The 17,764-nt window shown below is 71.3% G+C and carries 15 protein-coding genes; 8 read left to right on the forward strand and 7 right to left on the reverse strand.

Annotated features, from left to right (window positions below; genetic code table 11):
* The first annotated feature begins 86 nt into the window (after window positions 1-86).
* A complete protein-coding gene (locus ABIA32_RS05565) occupies window positions 87-1,466 on the forward strand; it encodes a transcriptional regulator (RefSeq protein ID WP_370092697.1) in 1,380 nt (459 codons plus the stop codon).
* Between the two features lie 115 nt (window positions 1,467-1,581).
* Entirely contained in the window at window positions 1,582-2,526 is a 945-nt protein-coding gene (locus tag ABIA32_RS05570; protein ID WP_370092698.1) for a hypothetical protein, read from the forward strand.
* Between the two features lie 160 nt (window positions 2,527-2,686).
* Here ABIA32_RS05570 and ABIA32_RS05575 read toward each other — a convergent pair whose 3' ends face one another.
* Entirely contained in the window at window positions 2,687-3,934 is a 1,248-nt protein-coding gene (locus ABIA32_RS05575) for an ABC transporter substrate-binding protein (protein WP_370092699.1), read from the reverse strand.
* 144 nt (window positions 3,935-4,078) lie between these two features.
* Here ABIA32_RS05575 and ABIA32_RS05580 point away from each other — a divergent pair, with 144 nt between their 5' ends.
* A complete protein-coding gene (locus ABIA32_RS05580) occupies window positions 4,079-4,597 on the forward strand; it encodes a hypothetical protein (RefSeq protein WP_370092700.1) in 519 nt (172 codons plus the stop codon).
* Between the two features lie 92 nt (window positions 4,598-4,689).
* Window positions 4,690-5,547, forward strand: coding sequence for a formyltetrahydrofolate deformylase (gene purU, locus ABIA32_RS05585; RefSeq protein ID WP_370092701.1), 858 nt, complete (start codon window positions 4,690-4,692; stop codon window positions 5,545-5,547).
* 173 nt (window positions 5,548-5,720) lie between these two features.
* Here the strand turns inward: purU and ABIA32_RS05590 are convergent, their stop codons facing one another.
* Together ABIA32_RS05590 and ABIA32_RS05595 are read right to left on the reverse strand one after the other, a co-directional pair.
* On the reverse strand, window positions 5,721-6,827 hold the full coding sequence (locus ABIA32_RS05590; RefSeq protein WP_370092702.1) for a zf-HC2 domain-containing protein: 1,107 nt from the start codon (window positions 6,825-6,827) through the stop codon (window positions 5,721-5,723).
* Window positions 6,824-7,393 carry a sigma-70 family RNA polymerase sigma factor gene (locus ABIA32_RS05595; RefSeq protein WP_370092703.1) on the reverse strand — a complete coding sequence of 190 codons (570 nt, stop codon included), beginning with the start codon at window positions 7,391-7,393 and terminating at the stop codon, window positions 6,824-6,826. The genes ABIA32_RS05590 and ABIA32_RS05595 overlap by 4 nt, the downstream gene beginning before the upstream one ends.
* 195 nt (window positions 7,394-7,588) lie before the next feature.
* Here ABIA32_RS05595 and ABIA32_RS05600 point away from each other — a divergent pair, with 195 nt between their 5' ends.
* Window positions 7,589-7,945 (forward strand): STAS domain-containing protein, encoded by a 357-nt coding sequence (locus tag ABIA32_RS05600; protein WP_370092704.1) that lies wholly within the window; start codon window positions 7,589-7,591, stop codon window positions 7,943-7,945.
* A gap of 134 nt (window positions 7,946-8,079) precedes the next feature.
* Window positions 8,080-10,194 carry a CDP-glycerol glycerophosphotransferase family protein gene (locus ABIA32_RS05605; protein ID WP_370092705.1) on the forward strand — a complete coding sequence of 705 codons (2,115 nt, stop codon included), beginning with the start codon at window positions 8,080-8,082 and terminating at the stop codon, window positions 10,192-10,194.
* Window positions 10,195-10,239: 45 nt separating this feature from the next.
* On the opposite strand, the gene ABIA32_RS05610 is transcribed toward ABIA32_RS05605, so the two are convergent.
* The 4 genes from ABIA32_RS05610 to ABIA32_RS05625 all read right to left on the reverse strand — a co-directional run bounded on the left by ABIA32_RS05610 (window position 10,240) and on the right by ABIA32_RS05625 (window position 15,156).
* The gene (locus tag ABIA32_RS05610) at window positions 10,240-11,454 is read right to left on the reverse strand and encodes a globin domain-containing protein (RefSeq protein ID WP_370092706.1); all 1,215 of its coding nucleotides are present in this window, start codon (window positions 11,452-11,454) and stop codon (window positions 10,240-10,242) included.
* Window positions 11,455-11,664: 210 nt separating this feature from the next.
* A complete protein-coding gene (locus ABIA32_RS05615; protein WP_370092707.1) occupies window positions 11,665-12,750 on the reverse strand; it encodes an alpha/beta hydrolase in 1,086 nt (361 codons plus the stop codon).
* Between the two features lie 154 nt (window positions 12,751-12,904).
* A complete protein-coding gene (locus ABIA32_RS05620; RefSeq protein WP_370092708.1) occupies window positions 12,905-14,524 on the reverse strand; it encodes a class I adenylate-forming enzyme family protein in 1,620 nt (539 codons plus the stop codon).
* Window positions 14,521-15,156, reverse strand: a complete 636-nt coding sequence (locus ABIA32_RS05625; protein WP_370092709.1) for an isochorismatase family protein — start codon at window positions 15,154-15,156, stop codon at window positions 14,521-14,523. The genes ABIA32_RS05620 and ABIA32_RS05625 overlap by 4 nt, the downstream gene beginning before the upstream one ends.
* Window positions 15,157-15,247: 91 nt before the next feature.
* Between ABIA32_RS05625 and ABIA32_RS05630 the strand changes: the two genes are divergently transcribed.
* Both ABIA32_RS05630 and ABIA32_RS05635 read left to right on the forward strand, forming a co-directional pair.
* Window positions 15,248-16,486, forward strand: coding sequence for an amidohydrolase family protein (locus ABIA32_RS05630; protein WP_370092710.1), 1,239 nt, complete (start codon window positions 15,248-15,250; stop codon window positions 16,484-16,486).
* Between the two features lie 127 nt (window positions 16,487-16,613).
* The gene (locus ABIA32_RS05635; protein ID WP_370092711.1) at window positions 16,614-17,762 is read left to right on the forward strand and encodes an acyl-CoA dehydrogenase family protein; all 1,149 of its coding nucleotides are present in this window, start codon (window positions 16,614-16,616) and stop codon (window positions 17,760-17,762) included.
* The last annotated feature ends 2 nt before the right edge of the window (window positions 17,763-17,764 follow it).

Below are 17,764 nucleotides of genomic sequence, written 5' to 3' on the forward strand. Positions count from 1 at the left end.
GACACCTCGTGACGCATCACCGGAACGCATCAGGGGCATGCTCCTGTCCTGCGACCTCCGACCTCAAAGGGGAGGCAGTGACGTCCATGGCCGCCAGACCGCTCGTCGCACGACAGCCCAACGAACGGCTCCAGGCCCTGATTCAGGAGGCCGGCTGCTCCAACGCGGGCCTGGCCCGCCGGGTCAACCTCTGCGGGGCCGAGCACTCGCTCGACCTGCGGTACGACAAGACGTCCGTCGCGCGCTGGCTGCGGGGCCAGCAGCCGCGCGGGCAGGCCCCGTCCGTGATCGCGGAGGCGATCGGGCGCAAGCTGGGCCGGCAGGTGACGGTCGACGAGATCGGCATGGCCGACGGCAAGAACCTCTCCTCCGGCATCGGCCTGCAGTTCTCCGCGACCTTGGCCGGGGCCGTCGAGCAGGTCTGCGAGCTGTGGCGCAGCGACGTCGGGCGGCGCGACTTCCTGACCGGGGCCCAGGTCGCCGCCTCCGCGCTGGTCGAGCCGAGCCGTGACTGGCTGATCACCGGCCCCGACCCGTCGGTGGCGCGCACCGGCGGGCCACGCGTCGGCCCGGCGGACGTGGAGGCCGTCCGGGCGACGACGCAGATGCTGGTCGACCTGGACCATCGCTTCGGCAGCGGGCACGTCCGGCCGGTCGTGGTGCACTACCTCAACTCCGTGGTCTCCGGCCTGCTCTCCGGCTCCTACCGCGAGGAGACCGGACGCCAACTGTTCACCGCGGTGGCGCGGCTGACCGAGCTGGCCGGCTACATGGCCATCGACACCGGCCAGCCGGGCCTGGCCCAGCGCTACTACATCCAGGCGCTGCGGCTCTCCCAGGCGGCGGGCGACCGCGCCTACGGCGGCTACGTGCTGGCCTCCTCGATGAGCCATCTCGCTGCCGCGCTCGGCAACCCGCGTGAGATCGCGCAGTTGGCCCGCGCCGCCCAGGAGGGCGCGCGGGGCGCGGCGACGCCCACGGCGATGGCGATGTTCTACGCGGCGGAGGCCCGCGGCCACGCGCTGCTCGGCGACAGCCGCTCCTGCGACGCGGCGGCGGGCCGTGCGATGCAGTCGCTGGAGCACAGCCGCCCGGAGGAGGACCCGGAGTGGATCGGCCACTTCGACGGCGCCTACCTGGCCGACGAACTCGCGCACTGCCATCGCGACTTGGATCAGCCGAGGCAGAGCGCGCGGCAGGCCCAGGAGGCGCTGCGGGGCCACCCGGAGACGCGGGTGCGGCGGCGCGCCGTGGATCTGGTGCTGCTGGCGACGGCGCAGCTGCAACTGCGTGAGGTCGACCAGGCGTGCGAGACGGGGGCACGGGCGATGGAGCTGATGTCCTGCCTGCGATCGGCGCGCGGTTCGGAGTACCTGGACGACTTCCGCCGCAAGTTGGAGCCGTTCCGCAACCAGCGGGCGGTCCAGGAGTTCCAGGCCAGGGCGATGGCGGAGGCGGCCGCGTAGGGGAAGGGTGAGACGGCGTCCATCAGGATGGTCACTCGTCGGGGTGAGCGGGTAGCGTGTGGCCGTTGTGAGTACGGCCTACGGGGACCGGCTCGGTCCATAGGTGAGGAAGCGCGTGAACCATCGTCGTCCCAACCCCGGCGAGCTCACTCCGGATGACCTCTTCCGTCCGGAGTCCGAGCCGACGGCGGCCTACGCCGAGCAGCAGCCGCACCACCTCGCGCCCGAGCCGCAGGCCGCTGCGACCCAGTTCCTGCCCCCGATGCCGGCTGCGCCGCAGGCGCCCTACGGGCAGCCACAGCAGGGGTACGAGCAGCCCTACTCGCCGTACGCGCAGCAGCAGGGCGGCTACCAGGACAGCGGCAGCTACGCAGACGGCGGCTACTCGGACGGTGGCTACGCCGGGGGCGGCTACGAGGAGGAGCAGGAGCCCCCGCGCAGCGGGCCGTCGATGCGGGCGATCGCGATCGGCGTCGTCGCGGCGTGCGCGGTGGTCGGCATCGGCATGGGCGCGATGCTGGGCGGTGGCACCTCGTCGGCGTCCCCGCAGGCGTCCGGATCGGCCGTGTCCCAGCCGACGGCGGCCAAGGACGGCGGCGCGGCGAAGGGCATCTCCCCCCAGGCCCAGGCGCTGAGCGCGCTGCTGGACACGGCGGCCAACAACCGCCAGTCGGTGGTCGCCGCCGTGGAGAACATCAAGGCGTGCTCGGGGCTGCCGCAGGACCAGCAGACGCTGACCGCCGCCTCGCAGGCGCGGGCGAACCTGGTGACGCAGTTGGCCGCGCTGAAGGTGGACCAGCTCCAGCAGGGCGCGGCGCTGGTCGACGCGCTCACCCGGGGCTGGCAGGCGTCCCAGCAGGCCGACGAGCACTATGCGGCTTGGGCCGCGGCCTCTGTGGGCCCCTGCCAGAAGCACCACCACCCCCAGGCCGGCGGCGAGGGCGCGGCGGGCAACAACGCCAGTGGCGACGCGACCTCGGCGAAGAAGCAGGCCTCCGCCCTCTGGAACGCGATCGCCGCGGCCAACAGCCTCCCCGCGAAGACCTACAGCCAGCTCTAGCCCTCCGGGGGCGCGGGGCTCTGCTTGATTCACTGCGTGCGCGAACAACCGCCCTGTGCGGATAGCCCTGTCCGTTCGGGGCTCTACCTGCGTGGGTGGCTTGTCGCGCAGTTCCTCGCGCCCCTGGAGGTGCAACTGACCCTCGTAGTGACCTGTCGCGTCAGCTGGTGAGTTCGGTGGAGACGTTGATCAGGCCGGTGTGGGACTCCGTGAGGACACCGCTGCGGACCTGCTGGAAGCTGACCCAGGTGTTGACCGTGCGGGGCGCCGACTGGAGGGCCACCAGGTTGCCGCCCTGCCAGGCCAGCGGCGGCGTCGCGCCGCCCGTGTCGACCGGACCCGTCGCGTCGAACGCCGCGTGGACCGTGAGGGCCGTCACCGGGCCCTGGATCTGGTCGGCGACCTTCTTGAAGACCTGGTAGGCGATCCAGGTCGTCTCCACGCCCGGGTCCGCCGCGCTGATGCTGTTGTCGGTGAAGGCGTACTGCTTCACCACCGTGTGCAGGTTCTTCCAGACCGGGCTGCTGTCCGGCGGGTACCAGCCGGTCGCCAGCGCGCCCTCCAGGGGGCTGTCCGCGCCGCCCATCGAGTCCACCAGCGACTGCTGGAAGCTTCCGATCAGCGCCGAGAGGCGCGCGTGCGAGGGGGCGAAGCGGCGCCAGCCGTCGAAGAGGGTCTGCGTCGAGGCCGCGTCCATCGCGCTGGTGACGCAGTCGTGCGCTCGGTCCGAGCCGACGGCCGCCTCGATCTCGCCCTGGTAGTTGGTCCGGCCGGGCACCGCCCGGACGTCGACGGCGGAGAGGTGATACGGGGCCAGGCCGTTGCTGAAGTAGGCGTACATGCTGTCGCCCACCGCGGTGTCCGGCCGGACGATCGCGATCCTGCGGCAGCCGGCCGTCGCGAGCTGCTCGCCGTTGCCGACCAGCAGGGTCTGGTAGCCGCCGTTCACCGGGTACGAGTACGGCGAGGTGAACTCCGCGGTGGAGGAACCCGAGCCGCCGACGTAGCTGATGCCCGCGGATTCCAGGATCGGCAGGAACTGGTCGCCGAACTGGCTCGACGAGCCGACCACCGCCACGACCTTCGCCGCGGCCGCCTGGTTCGCGCAGGCGATCGCGCCGTCGGAGGTGCCGTGCTCGTCGCAGGTGATGACCCGGACCGGGTGCCCGGCCACCCCGCCGTTGTCGTCGAAGTACTTGCCGATGGCCTCCGCCAGCGCGGGCATGCCGGGCTCCGAGCCGGCCCGCCCGTCCATCGGCGCCCAGGTCATCACCGTGATCGCGTTGGCGCTGTCGGCGCTCGCGCTGCCCCCGCAGCCCGCCGCGCCGGAGCCCAACATGGCCGTTGCGGCGATCGCCGCGGCCAGTTTCTTTCGCCTTGCACCGCGTTCGGTCACCTTGGACCTCATGAGCGCGTTCCCCTCCCGCGTCAAAACCGTCAGGTCGCCACCCTTGCCACGAATCCGGACGAGCCGGGAGCCGTAGGGGTAACGCAAGGTCACCGCAGGGTGAACAGGAGGTGAGGACACGCGTAGAACGTAGGATCGGGACTCATGCAGGCGGTACAGGTCTCCCAAGAGGCTCCCCAGAAGTCTTCTCGAACGGGCACCCGCTCCAGGAGGATGGGCGGCATGCCGCTCACTGACATCCCCTGGTGGCGCTGGCGGGCCCGGGTCCGTTCCGCGTTGCACATGCTCGGCGACCCGCGCTTCCAGCAGGACTGCTGGTACGCCGGACGCGAGGGCTACGGCGACGTCACCGACGCCGTCTACCGGCTGGTCGAGGACACCTGGCTGGACCGCTGGTCGGCGGAGAAGTACGTCGGCACGATCTTCCGCGACTCGGCGGAGGCGACGGCGGTCGACACGGCGGTGCTGCGGGTCCTGCGGATCATGCACCAGGTCGGCCCGGACGCGCCCGCCTCCGCGTACTTCCAGCACCACGCCTGGCCCGAGGCCGTCCGCGCCTGCCACGACGCACACGTGCGGCTCGCGCTCGCGGACGGGGAGGACCCGGACGTCGCGCCGCGCTCGCTGGCCATGCTGGAGATCCTGACGCACGCCGGGGCCTAGCACGCGGCGTGAGACGGGCCGCCGTTGCGGCATGCGGTTGTGGCACGCTGTGCGAAGGTTCGCCTACACCGAGAACCGGGAGGAATCACCCCGTGGCCGCCGCCGAGCAGTACATCCTGACCCTGTCCTGCCCTGACAAGCAGGGCATCGTGCACGCGGTGTCCAGCTATCTCTTCCTCACCGGCTGCAACATCGTGGACAGCCAGCAGTTCGGCGACGCGGACAGCGAGCTGTTCTTCATGCGGGTCCACTTCTCGGCGGAGCCGCCGGTCACCCTGGAGAAGCTGCGGGCCAGCTTCGCCGCGACGGGTGACGCGTTCCACATGGACTGGCAGATCAGTCCGGCCGAGGCGAAGATGCGGGTGCTGCTGCTGGTCAGCAAGTTCGGTCACTGCCTGAACGACCTGCTGTTCCGCGCGAGCTCGGGCGCGCTGCCGGTGGAGATCGCGGGCGTGGTCTCGAACCACCGCGACTTCGAGGAGCTGGCCGGCTCGTACGGCGTCCCGTTCCACTACATCCCCGTGACGGCGGACACAAAGCCGGAGGCGGAGGCGGCGCTGCTGCGCCTGGTGGACGAGGAGCGGGTGGACCTGGTGGTCCTGGCCCGCTACATGCAGGTGCTCTCGGACGACCTGTGCAAGGCCCTTACCGGGCGAGCGATCAACATCCACCACTCCTTCCTGCCGAGCTTCAAGGGCGCGAAGCCGTACCACCAGGCGCACGCACGCGGCGTGAAGCTGATCGGCGCGACCGCGCACTATGTGACTGCGGCGCTGGACGAGGGCCCGATCATCGAGCAGGAGGTCGTGCGGGTGGCGCACGACGTCACCCCGCAGAAGCTGGTCGCGCTGGGGCGCGACGCGGAGTGCCAGGCGCTTGCCCGCGCGGTGAAGTGGCACGCGGAACACCGCGTGCTCCTGAACGGCTCCCGCACGGTCGTCTTTGCCTGACTTTTACTCTTGGGCCAATCGTGGGCGCGACAGGTCACGACGGAGGGTCGGTTGCACCTCTAGGGGCGCGGGGAACTGCGCGACAAGCCACCCACGCACGTAGAGCACCGAACGAGCAGGGCCATCCGCACAGGGTGGTTGCTCGCGCAGTTCCTCGCGCCCCTATTCACGTCCTACGGACGTGAAAGGAGCGGCGCGGCCGAGAGGAGGTCGCGGGCCAGGGTTGGGTCGCCGGTGATGCCGACGGGGACCCGCCGCGGGTCCCTCCGCGCGGCGCAGAGGAAGCAGAATTCGGCGCCGTCGATCGCCAGCGTCGAGGTCGGCTCCGTGCCGGGCGGTGGGGTCCAGGAGGGGTCGTCGACCGGGACCAGCCATTCACTCTCGCCGCGGCCCTCGATGATCAGCTTCAGGACGCGCGGCTGCTCGGCAACCGCCGGCGACGTCGCCAGCCCCGCCTCCCGCAGACTCGCCAGCGCCAAGGGCAACAGCTTCGCTGCCAAGCCGATCAGCTGGCGCAGATGCGCGCCGCGCGGTGGGTGGTAGGGGTAGCCGACAGCCTCCGCGATGTCGTCCGCGTGGATCCAGCACTCGAACGCGCGGTCAAGGAACGCGTCGCGGACCGGGATCTGGAACGCGCCGTAGTTCACCCGCTCGCCCGCCGTCTCCGGCGGGGCCAGCGCCGCGGTCTCCACCACCGCGCGCGTCTGCGCGCGCCAGAAGGCGCGGACCGCCTCCGGGGAGCGCCGGGACTGCGCGGAGCGCACCTCTTCCGTGCGGGTCAGGAGGTCGTCGCCCGAGGCCGGATCCGGCAGGCCGAGCGCGCGGGCGAGGACGCCGTCGACGGCGGCCAAGTGGCACAGGACCTCCGCCGGGCGGCGCAGCTCCGTGCCGCCGTGCCAGGTGAGCGCGGCCTGCTCCAGCCAGTCCAGCTCGCCGAGGTCGCGCAGCAGCGCGTCCAGCCTGGCCGTCTCGGCGACGTAGGGCTCCGCGTACGCGGGCACGTGGAACGTCGCGTCGCGGCGGCCGAGGCAGCCGTCGAGGACCGCTCGCCGCAGGCTCGGCTCGGGGTCGAGGGGTTCGTCCGCCGAGAGCCAGCCCGCGGCGTCCCGCAGCCGGTGGCCCTCCTCGGCGCAGGAGGGGCAGTTGGCGAGGTGGGCCTCCAGTCGGGCGGCTTCCTCCGGCGGGCAGGCGTCCAGCGCCCACGCGCCCAGCAGCCCGCGCAGGGCCTCGTGCGCGGGTGGCTCCAGCGCGTCTCGCGCGCCTGGCGCGGTGGCGGTCATCGGGTCGGCTCCGTGGACAGGGCGGTGGCCAGCAGTTGCAGGCCGAGCCGCATCCGGTGTTTCGCGGTCGCGGGCGTGATGCCGAGTTCCTTCGCGGCCTGCCCGTAGGTGCGCCCGCCGAAGTAGGTGAGCAGCAACGTTTCCCGCAGTGCCTGCGGCAGCGAGGCCACCACGTACTGCACCCGCGCGGCCGTCGCCGCGGCCAGCACCTCCTCCTCGACGCTGGGCGGCTCCAGCGGCGCGCCCTCCGCCGCCTCCGCCCCGTCGCCCGCGGCCAGCGCGTGCTCGCGGCGCAGGCGCTCCACCGCGCGGCGGTGGGTGAGCGTGCCGATCCAGGAGCGCATGGAGCCCTGCCCGGGGTCGAAGCTGTCGGCGTGCTCCCAGACGTGGGTGAACACGTCGCGGGTGATCTGCTCGGCTGCGGCCTGGTCGGCGAGCACGCGATGGGCGAGGCCGTGCACCAGGGGCGCGAACTGGTCGTAGAGCTCGCCCAGCGCGGACTCCTCGCCGCGGGCCAGCCGTCGCTGGATCTGCCGGTCCCAGCGGATCGGCGCGGGACTCGACATCGGCACCACCGCTTCGCCTCACGAGCTTCACAAGCTACGACCAAGGAATCCTTAAGCCGAATCTAGCGCGGACGGGTCCCGTCGTCCGAGTGTTTGAAGAATCGCCGGACAGGCAAGATGGCACGGAGTGTCAGATTCCGCAGACCGCGGCTAATCTGAATCACCATCATGAACATGCTAGGGAATCGTGGCTCCATGACGACGACGCTGAGGGTGGAACGGGAAGAGCACGACGGCTGGGTACTGCTGCACGTCGCCGGAGACCTGGATCTCGGGACCGGCTCGAAGGTTCGTGAGGCGGTCAGGGAGGCGGTCGCGACCGGCTCGCGACGCATCGTGGTCGACCTCGCGGAGGTCCGCTTCTGCGACTCGACCGGCGTCGGCGTGCTGATCGCCGCGCGTCGGCTGCTGCGCTCCTGCGGTGGTGAGCTGCGCCTGGTGCTGCCGGAGGTGGACCGCGCGGCGGGCGCCGTCCCCTCCCAGGTGCACCGCGTCTTCGCCGCGCTCGGCGTGCACCGCCTCTTCACCGTGGACGACGAGCGACCTCGGTGAGCCGAGCGACCTCGGTGGACGCCGCTGCCGCCCAGTAGAGTCGGGGTGCCCAGCACGTACGCACCACTGCACGACCAGGGAGCGCGACCGCCTTGAACCCCGCCGCCGCAGAGAGGGGAGTCTCCCTCAGCATCGTGCTGCCTGTGTACGGCGTCGCCGACTACCTCCCGCGCTGCCTCGACTCGATCCTCGCCGCCGAGCTGCCGACCCTCGAGGTCATCGCCGTCGACGACTGCTCGCCCGACCGCAGCGGCGAGATCCTCGACGCCTACGCCGCGCGCGACTCCCGGCTGCGGGTCCGGCACCTGGCCGTCAACCGGGGTCTGGGCGGCGCCCGCGAGGTGGGGCTGCGCGAGGCCACCGGCGAGTACGTGTGGTTCGTCGACTCCGACGACTGGCTCGCCGAGGGCGCGGTGGACGAGATCGCCGCACGGCTCGCCGCCGTCCGTCCCGACGTGCTGATCACTGGCTTCGCCCGGACCTACCCCGACGGCAGCACCGAGCCCGACACCTGGCGCCGACTGCTGGTCGAGCCCCCGCTGCCGGAGACCTTCACGCTCGCGGAACGCCCCGGACTGCTGCAGATGATCATGGCGGTCTGGAACAAGGTCGTCCGCAGGGAGTTCCTGACCTCGCTCGACGTGCACTTCGGCGGCGGCTACTACGAGGACATCTCGGTGACCTATCCGCTGCTGCTGGCCGCCCAACGGCTGAGCTACCTGGACCGCGACGTCTACTTCTACCGCCGCCGGCGCGCCGGGGCGATCACCAACACCGCCTCGCCCAAGCACGCGGACGCCTTCGCGCAGTACGACGCGATCTTCGACTTCCTCGGCCGTCACCCGGAGATCCCGGCGCGGCTGCGCCGCCTCGTCTTCGACCGCACGGTCAAGCAGGCCGTCACCGTCCTGGACACCCCGGGCCTGGTCCCCGACCGGCTGCGGGAGTCCTTCTTCCAACGCGCCACCGAGCACTTCCACCGGCACCGGCCGACGGGCTACGCCTTCCCGAAGGGCCTGCGCGGCGTCCAGTACCGGCTGGTCGAGCGCGGCGCGTGGGGGGCCTACCAGCGCCTGCGGCCACTGCGCGCGTTGCCGCGCACGCTCCCGGGCACGCTCAAGCGCGCGATCCGGGGCGCGGGCCGACGCGGGCTCTTCGAGAGCTACCGCCGCCTGCCGCTCAACGAGAACCTCGCGGTCTACGCGGCCTACTGGTACCGCGGCTACGCCTGCAACCCGGCCGCCATCTACGAGCGGATGCGGGAGCTGGCGCCGGGCGTGAAGGGCGTCTGGGTGGTGGAGACCCGCGCCGCGGCCGCGGCGCTGCCGGCCGGCGTGCCGTACGTGCTGGCGAACACCCCCGCGTACCTGAAGGCCATGGCGACCGCGAAGTACCTGGTCAACAACGTCAACTTCCCGCACACGATGACCAAGCGGCCTGGCTCCGTGCACGTGCAGACGCAACACGGCACGCCGCTCAAGTACCTGGGCCTGGACCTGAAGAAGCGCCCGCTGGCCGCCGACGGCATGGACTTCGAGCGTCTGCTGGAGCACGTCGCCCGCTGGGACTTCCTGGTCTCGCCCAACCCCCACTCCACCGAGGCCTTCGGCCGCGCCTACCCGGGCCGCTACGAGGTGCTGGAGGCGGGCTACCCGCGCAACGACCGCCTGGCGAACGCGACCCCGGCGGAGATCGCGTCAGTCCGCGAGAGCCTGGGCATTCCGGCGGACCACCGGGTCGTCCTCTACACCCCGACCCACCGCGAACAGCAGGACTCCTTCGTCCCGCCGCTGGACATCGTCACCCTGGCCCGCAGCCTCGGTCCCCGGACGACGGTGCTCATGCGCGCCCACTACTTCTACGCCGACGCGGGCCTCCCCACGCACGCGGGCGTGCTGGACGTCTCCGGCCACCCGTCCGTCGAGGACCTCTACCTCGCGGCGGACGTGCTGGTCACCGACTACTCGTCGGCGATGTTCGACTACGCCGTCCTGGACCGCCCGATCGTGGTCTTCGCCCCGGACTGGGAGGACTACCAGCGCGTCCGCGGCGTCTACTTCGACCTGATGGCAGAACCCCCGGGCGCGGTCGCGCACACGCCGGAGGAGCTCGCCGCGGTCCTCCGCGAGCGGGAGTCCCCGGAGGCGGCCAAGCTGAGGGCGGCGTTCCGTGCCAAGTTCTGCCCCTGGGACGACGGCGGCGCGGCGGAGCGCGTGGTCCGAAGGGTCTTCCTCGGGCAGAAGGGCTAGCGCAGGGCTGGCGCCCCCTCGTCGGGTCAAGGGGGACGGGCCGGTTCAGGTCACGGACAGGGCGGGCACGTCGAGCGGGTCGTGGCGGATGCGCGAGCGTGGGACCCCGGTTCGGGTCAGGGCGTCGGCAGCGGCGGTGACCATGAGGGCGGGTCCGCTCAGGTAGGCGTCGTGCCGGTACCAGGGCCCGAACTTTGTGAGTACCTGGGGCAGTGACCCGCTGAGGCCGGGGATGTCCTCGTGGGAGACGGCGGCCCGGACCGTGAGCCAGTGGTTGCGCTGAGCGAAGCGCAGCATGTCGTCGAGCCCGTAGAGCTCGTCGGCGGTCCGGGCGCCGACGAAGACGTCCATCTGGCGCGGGTTGCCGCTGCGCGCGCCCTCCTCGACGAGGGCGCGGATCGGTGCCAGCCCGGTGCCCCCGGCCACACACAGGAGGGAGCGGTTCGAGGTGGGATCGAGCACCATGTCCCCCAGAGGAGGTCCGAGCCGCACCATGTCGCCGACCGTGGACCGCCGGACCAGGGCGTTGCTCACCCAGCCGCTCGGAAGGGCGCGGACGTGGAACGTGATCGTGCCGTCGGCGCGCGGGGCGTTGGCGGGGGAGTAGTAGCGCCACTCTCTGGGCCACCACGGCGTCTCCATGCTGACGTACTGTCCGGCGGCGTACCGGTAGGGCTGGTCGGGCTGCACGGTGATCGCCGCGATGCCGTGCGAGAAGTCCTGGCGGTGCACGATCCTGGCGCCCCACACGGCAGGTCGCACCCCGGCGTCCTGGTCCGCCGCCTGCATCATGACCTGGGCCACGGCGGTGTAGGCGAGCGTCCACGCGTGAGCCACCTCGGGGCTCCACGCCGGGCCGGCGTATCGGGCGAGGGAGGCCAACAGGCACTCCCCGACGGCGTCGTAGTGGGCGTTCTCGGTGCCGAACTTGCGGTGGTCACGTCCCAGATGCGCGCAGAAGCGCTGCAGGCTCTCCGGGTCGTCGACCAGGTCGACGATGTGCAGCAGCGCCCGCAGCAGGCGCCCGCGTTGGACGTCCATCCCCGCCGGGAACATGTCTCTGACCTGCGGGTATCGGGTGAACAAGATGGAGTAGAAGTAGACCGCCAGATCCGCGGCGAACGGCTCGACCACCGCCAGACTCGCCCGCACCAGGGCGATGTCACGGCTCGTCAGACCGCCGTCGGGGGTGCTGTCCGGGGCGCTGTCCGGGGTGTCGGTCCGGGGGGTGACTCCGGACTGGCGGGGGTGGAACAACACGGCGGAATGCTCCCGATCGGATCAGCTTCGCATGACATCCCCCGCAGGCCGCCACGGCCGATCAGATTCTGCCCACACGGCGCCCCGGATCGGCCAGACCTCTCTCAGGATGGGGATCAAATCGCCACAAGTCATGCACATTTGACCGGAGCTGACGCATGTGCATCAACGTCGGCATGACGGCTCGCCGCACTTCGCGAGGCGTCGGGACTACTTCGTCTGCGTCGACAGCCAGGTCAGCGCGTCCGGGAGCATCGAGCGCCAGACGTCCGGGGTGTGGCCGCCTGTCGCCACGGTCAGGAGTCGGCTCGCGCCCGGCTGGTGGAGGACGCCCAGGAGGGCCTTCGCGGCCGGGACCGTACCGGGGTCCTGCAGGCTGCCGGCCATCAGCAGGGAGATCGGCGGCTGCTGCTTCGCGTACTTCAGGCGCAGCAGCGGGTCGTTCGCCCGGGACAGTGCGAGGTCGCGGGTGACGAGCGGGGATTCGGGTGCGTTGTAGCCCGACAGGCTGACCGCCGCGTGGAACGCCTCGGGATGCTGGACCGTGAGGTTGACCGCGCAGTACGCGCCCGCCGAGTAGCCCATGATCCCCCAGTGGGACGGGTCCTTCGCGGCGCGGAAGTTGCTGCGGATCAGCTCCGGCACGTCCTTCGACAGCCAGGTCGCCGTCTTCGCGACGCCCGGGATGTCGGCGCAGCCGGGATCGGTGTTGCCGCCGAGCACGTTCAGCTTCGCCGAGACCATGATCATCGGCTGGGCCTGCCCCTTGGCCATCAGCTTCTGCATCTCCTCCTGGACCTTCATGGTCCCGAACCAGGTCTGCGGCGTGCCCGGGGTGCCGGGCAGCAGGACGACGACGGGGAAGTCCGTGTTCGCGAAGGCCGGGTCGTTGTACTGCGGCGGCAGCCAGACGTACAGGCTGCCCTCGACGCCGGAGCGCGCGCCGACCGCGTGCGCCTTCATCACGCCGGGGCTGTACGAGCTGAAGTGCAGCTTGCCGTCGGTCGGCCGGCCGTCATGGGCGGCGTGGTTGCCGCCGACGGCGGTCGTGACGGGCGCGGTGCTCCCGCCGAAGAGGTCGCTCCAGCTCTCGTAGAACGGACCCATGCTGTTGTTCACGTAGACCAGCACCATCAGCACGGCCGTGATCTGGCTGAACAGCGCCAGCCCGAATCTGCCCGCCACCCGGAGGGTCGTGGGCCCGGGTATTCGGTTCCAGAGCAGGAACAGGGCCGTCAGCGCGCCGATCATCAGGAAGATGGTCAGCACGAAGAACGGTGTACCGGTGAGACTCATCGCCGACCCTTCAGGAAACTCCCGCCGTCTCCGGGTGCGACAACCGGGTGAAAATCAGACCTCCTTCGAGGCTACCCAGGGGAAAGGGAACCTCTTCATACCAACGGATGAACCCCGAACAGTCGGACGGCGGGGTACTCCCCTAAGGGATCCTTCAGGAGGACTCCTGCCACGGCAACGCCGCGAACATGTCCCTCAAGCGGTGCTTGAGCACCTTGCGCAAGGTCTCGTTGCGCGGCAGTGCGTCCACGACCTCCAGCTGCTCCGGGATCTTCTGCGTCATCAGCCCGGCCGCCTTCAGCATCGCCGCCACCTCGGCCAGCGTCGGCGGCTCGACGCCCGGCTTCCGCTCGACCACCGCGCAGACGCGCTCGCCGCGCACCGGGTCGGGCAGGCCGATGACGGCGACGTCGCCGACGCGCGGGTCCTGGTAGAGCAGGTCCTCGATCTCCTTGGCGGAGATGTTCTCGCCCTTGCGGATGATGATGTCCTTGAGTCGCCCGGTCAGCCGGACGTGGCCGTCCTCGCGAACGTGGCCCAGGTCGCCGGTGCGGAACCAGCCGTCCGCGGTGAATGCCTCGGCGGTGAGCGCCGGGTCGGTGTAGCCGCGGCACACCATCGGCCCGCGGAGCCAGACTTCGCCCTCCCGTCGCCCACCACCACCCTTGTCCGAGGCGCTTCGCGCCGCAGCTACTTCCTCTACCCGCACCTCGCAGCCGCGCACCGGGTGGCCCTCGGTGTAGGCGAGCTGCTCGGGGGTGTCGCGCGGCGAGCCCATGCAGATCGCCGGGGCCTCGGTCATGCCGTAGCCGTGCGCCAGCACGACGCCCATCTCGGCCGTGACCTCCCGGTATAGCTCGGGCGGCATCGGCGCGCCGCCGCCGGAGATGATCCGCAGGCTGGGGATCAGCCGCTCCCCGGCGGGCAGCTTGCGCTGCTCGGCCAGGAACGCCGAGTAGAACGCCGTGCTGCCCCCCGCCATCGTCACCCCGTTGCGCCGGTACGCGGGCAGCACGTCCGGTAGCGCGAAGACCTCCAGCAGCAGCGCGGGGAAGCCGTGCACCAGCACCGCGACCAGGTAGTCGGGCCCGCCGATGTGTGCGTAGGGGAAGGCGATCGAACCGACGTCGTCGGGGCCCATGTCCAGCGCCAGCGCGAAGCCGCTTCCGCCGGCGATCAGCGTCCGGTCGGTGTGCCGGGCGCCCTTGGGGGCGGAGGTCATGCCGGAGGTGTAGTAGATCCAGCGGACCGGCGCGTGCTCGTCGTCCAGGTCCGCGCGCGGGGCGGGCGGCAGCGTGGCAGGGTCGCCGTCGGGCAGGTCGGCGTCGGTGTACAGGACCCGGACGGCGGGCGGCTCGGCCCAGCCCCGAGTCAGCTCCTCGCCCAGCTTGACGTAGTCGAAGCCACGCCAGACGCCGGGCACGAGGTACAGCCGCGCGCCGGACTCTCCCAGGATGTGGCCGACCTCGGCGCCCCGGTAGATCGCGATGATCGGCGTCTGCACCGCGCCGAGGCGCGAGAGCGCGAGCGAGACGATCACGGTCTCGATCCGCGTCGGCAGCTGCCAGGCGACGGGCGTGCCCTCGCCGATGCCGTGCTCGGCGCGCAGGCCTGCCGCGACCCGCTCGGCCCGGTCGCGGACCTGGCGGTAGCTGAGCCTGCGGTCCGGGTCCGCCTCGGTGTCACCCGCCTGGATCAGCATCGGCGCGTCCGGGGTCGCCGCGACGCGTTGTTCCAGAAGTTCCCAGACCGAACCGGCGTCGGTGATGGTCACGAGTCTCTCCTCGGGGCGGTGGTGGCGAGTGCGGCGACGACGGTCGGGGTGTCGCTGAGGGTGGCGATCAGGGCGAGCGTGTGGCGGAGCACCGCCTCGGCGTACTCCGGCGGGGTCCCGGCGACGGCGTCGACGGGCATGACGACCTGGAGTCCGGCGTCGACCGCGCCCATGGTCAGCTCCAGCAGGGCGACGTTGACCGAGACGCCCGTGACGATCACGGTCGTCGCCTTGAGGTTGCGCAGCACCGAGGCCAGCCCGGTGTCCTGGAAGGGCCCGAGCCCGTGCAGCCGGGGGAGGACCAGGTCGCGGTCCGGGTCCGCGCCGATGCCGGGATGCAGCGCCGGGTCGAACGCGGTGTGCGGCGTCCGCGCGGCGGCGGCGAAGAGGCGGGCGTTGGTGTTGGCCCCGAGTCCGTCCGCGCGCCGCTCGGCGGTGCAGTGCACGACCGGGACGCCGACGAGGCGGGCGCTCTCGCAGAGCAGCCGCACGTTCTCGACCAGCCCGGATTGGGCGGCGGCCTCGGCGAGTGCGGGGAAGACCGCGGGTTCGCCGAGCACGCCTTGCTGGCACTCGCAGGTGACCACGGCCGTATGTGCCGGGTCGAGCAGATCTTTGAGCTCTACACCCATCCGGTCCTCGCTCGCTTGCCGCTGACGCTGTCCGTCACTAGTCTGAATCTGACGGACCGTCAGGTAAAGGGTTGTGGAGAGGGTGCCGCGCATGGACAGCGATAGCTCCGCCGAACTGCCGATGGTGGTGAGCGTCGACGATCACGTGATCGAACCGGCGCATCTCTTCGAGACCTGGCTGCCCGCCAAGTACCGGGAGCGCGGCCCCCAGGCGCTGCGCGCGGGCATCGGGCAGCTGGAGTACATCGGCGGCAAGTACCGCATCAGCATGGACCCGGCCGGCCCGCCCACCGACTGGTGGATCTACGAGGACCTGCAGTTCCCTTACAAGCGCAACATCGCGGCGGTCGGCTTCGACCGCGACGAGATGACACTGGAGGGCATCACCCGCGACGAGATGCGCCGCGGCTGCTGGGACCCGAAGGCGCGGATCGAGGACATGGAGAACAACCATGTCGAGGCGTCCCTGTGCTTCCCGACCTTCCCGCGCTTCTGCGGGCAGACCTTCGCCGAGGCGCACGACAAGGAGGTCGCGCTGGCCTGCGTGCGGGCCTACAACGACTGGATGGTCGAGGAGTGGTGCGGGGACAGCGGCGGGCGGCTGATCCCACTGTGCCTGATCCCGCTCTGGGACGTGCAGTTGGCGGTCGCGGAGATCAAGCGGAACGCGGCGCGGGGCGTCCGGGCGGTCTGCTTCAGCGAGATCCCGACGTATCTCGGGCTGCCGAGCATTCACAGCGGCTACTGGGATCCGTTCTTCGCCGAGTGCGAGGCGACCGGGACGGTCGTCTGCATGCACATCGGCTCCTCCTCGCAGATGCCGGCCGCCTCCCCGGACGCGCCTCCGGCGGTGCAGGCGACGTTGAGCTTCAACAACGCGATGGCGTCGATGACGGACTTCCTCTTCAGCGGGGTCCTGGTCCGCTTTCCGCGGCTGAAGCTCGCGTACAGCGAGGGCCAGATGGGCTGGATCCCCTACGCGCTGGAACGGGCGGACGACGTCTGGCGCGAGCACCGCGCCTGGGGCGGCGTGCGGGACCTGATCCCCGAGCCGCCGTCGACGTACTACTACCGGCAGATCTTCGCGTGCTTCTTCCGTGACAAGCACGGGGTCGCCTCGCTGGACGCGGTGGGCGTGGACAACGTGACCTTCGAGACGGACTATCCGCACGTGGACTCGACCTGGCCGGAGACGAAGGCGGTGGCGCTCGATCACATGGCGGGGCTGTCACCGGAGGTGATCTACAAGATCATGCGCGGCAATGCGATCAGGATGTTGGAACTGGATCTGGACCGTCACTTGGACCTGAACGGAAAGCTGAAGCGTTAGTTGCACTATCCAGGGGCGCGGGGAACTGCGCGACAAGCCACTGAGGTGGTGTGCCCCGAGCGCGCAGGGCCATCCGACCCGGGTGGTTGCTCGCGCCGTTCCCCGCGCCCCTTTAGGGAGTTGCATCGTGCTGTTGAGTGATACCCCCGCCGAGGCCGACTTCCGTCATCGGCTGCGCGAATGGCTCGGCAAGACTCTCCCCGAGCTTCCTGCCGCGCCCGATCCCTCCGACTGGCCCGGTCGCCGCGACTACGACACGGCCTGGCAGCGGCGGCTGTTCGACGCGGGTTACGCAGGGATCCACTGGCCCGTCGACGCCGGAGGCAAGGGCGCTAGTCCGTCCGAACACCTCATCTTCCTCGAAGAGACCGAGCGCGCCGGCGCTCCCTACGTCGGCGCGAGCTTCGTCGGGCTGCTGCACGCCGGCCCGACCATCGCCGCCGAAGGGACCCCCGCCCAGCGCGCCCGCCTCCTCCCGCCGATCCTCCGGGGTGACGAGATATGGTGCCAGGGCTTCAGCGAACCCGGCGCCGGCAGCGACCTCGCCGCCCTCCGTACCCGTGCGGTCCGCGACGGGGACAGCTACGTCGTCACCGGCAGCAAGATCTGGACCTCCCACGCCGAAGTCGCCGACTGGTGCGAACTGCTCGTCCGGACCGATCCCGACGCGCCCAAGCACCAGGGCATCACCTGGCTGGCCATGAACATGGACGCCCCCGGCGTCACCGTCCGGCCGTTGCGGACGCTCGCCGGGACGACCGAGTTCGCCGAGCTCTTCCTCGACGAGGTCCGCGTGCCCGCGGCGAACCGGGTCGGCGAGGAGAACGACGGCTGGCGCGTCACCATGGTGACGCTGTCCTTCGAGCGCGGCACCGCCTTCGCCAGTGAGGCTGTGGCCTGCCGACGCGAGGTGCGCGAACTCGCGCGCGTCGCGCGGGCCAACGGAGCCTGGGACGATCTGGAGCTGCGCCGCGCACTCGCGACCCTCTCCGCCGAGTTCGCCGCGCTCTGGCGGCTCGTGCAGTGGAACGTCTCCGAGGCCGCCTCGCGCGGCGTGCCGGGGGCCGGGGGCAGCGTCTTCAAGCTCCGCTTCAGCGAGGCGCGGCAGCACCTCTACGACCTGGCCGCCCGCGTCATCGGGGACGAGGCGCTCATCGAGGGCCCGTGGACGGCGCAGCGGCTGCAGGGCCTCTCCTACACCATCGCCGCAGGGACCTCGCAGATCCAGCGCAATATCGTCGCCCAGCGCATCCTGGGCCTGCCGAAGGGGCGCTGACC

The sequence above is a fragment of the Streptacidiphilus sp. MAP12-20 genome (assembly GCF_041262525.1).
Taxonomy (GTDB): Bacteria; Actinomycetota; Actinomycetes; order Streptomycetales; family Streptomycetaceae; genus Streptacidiphilus.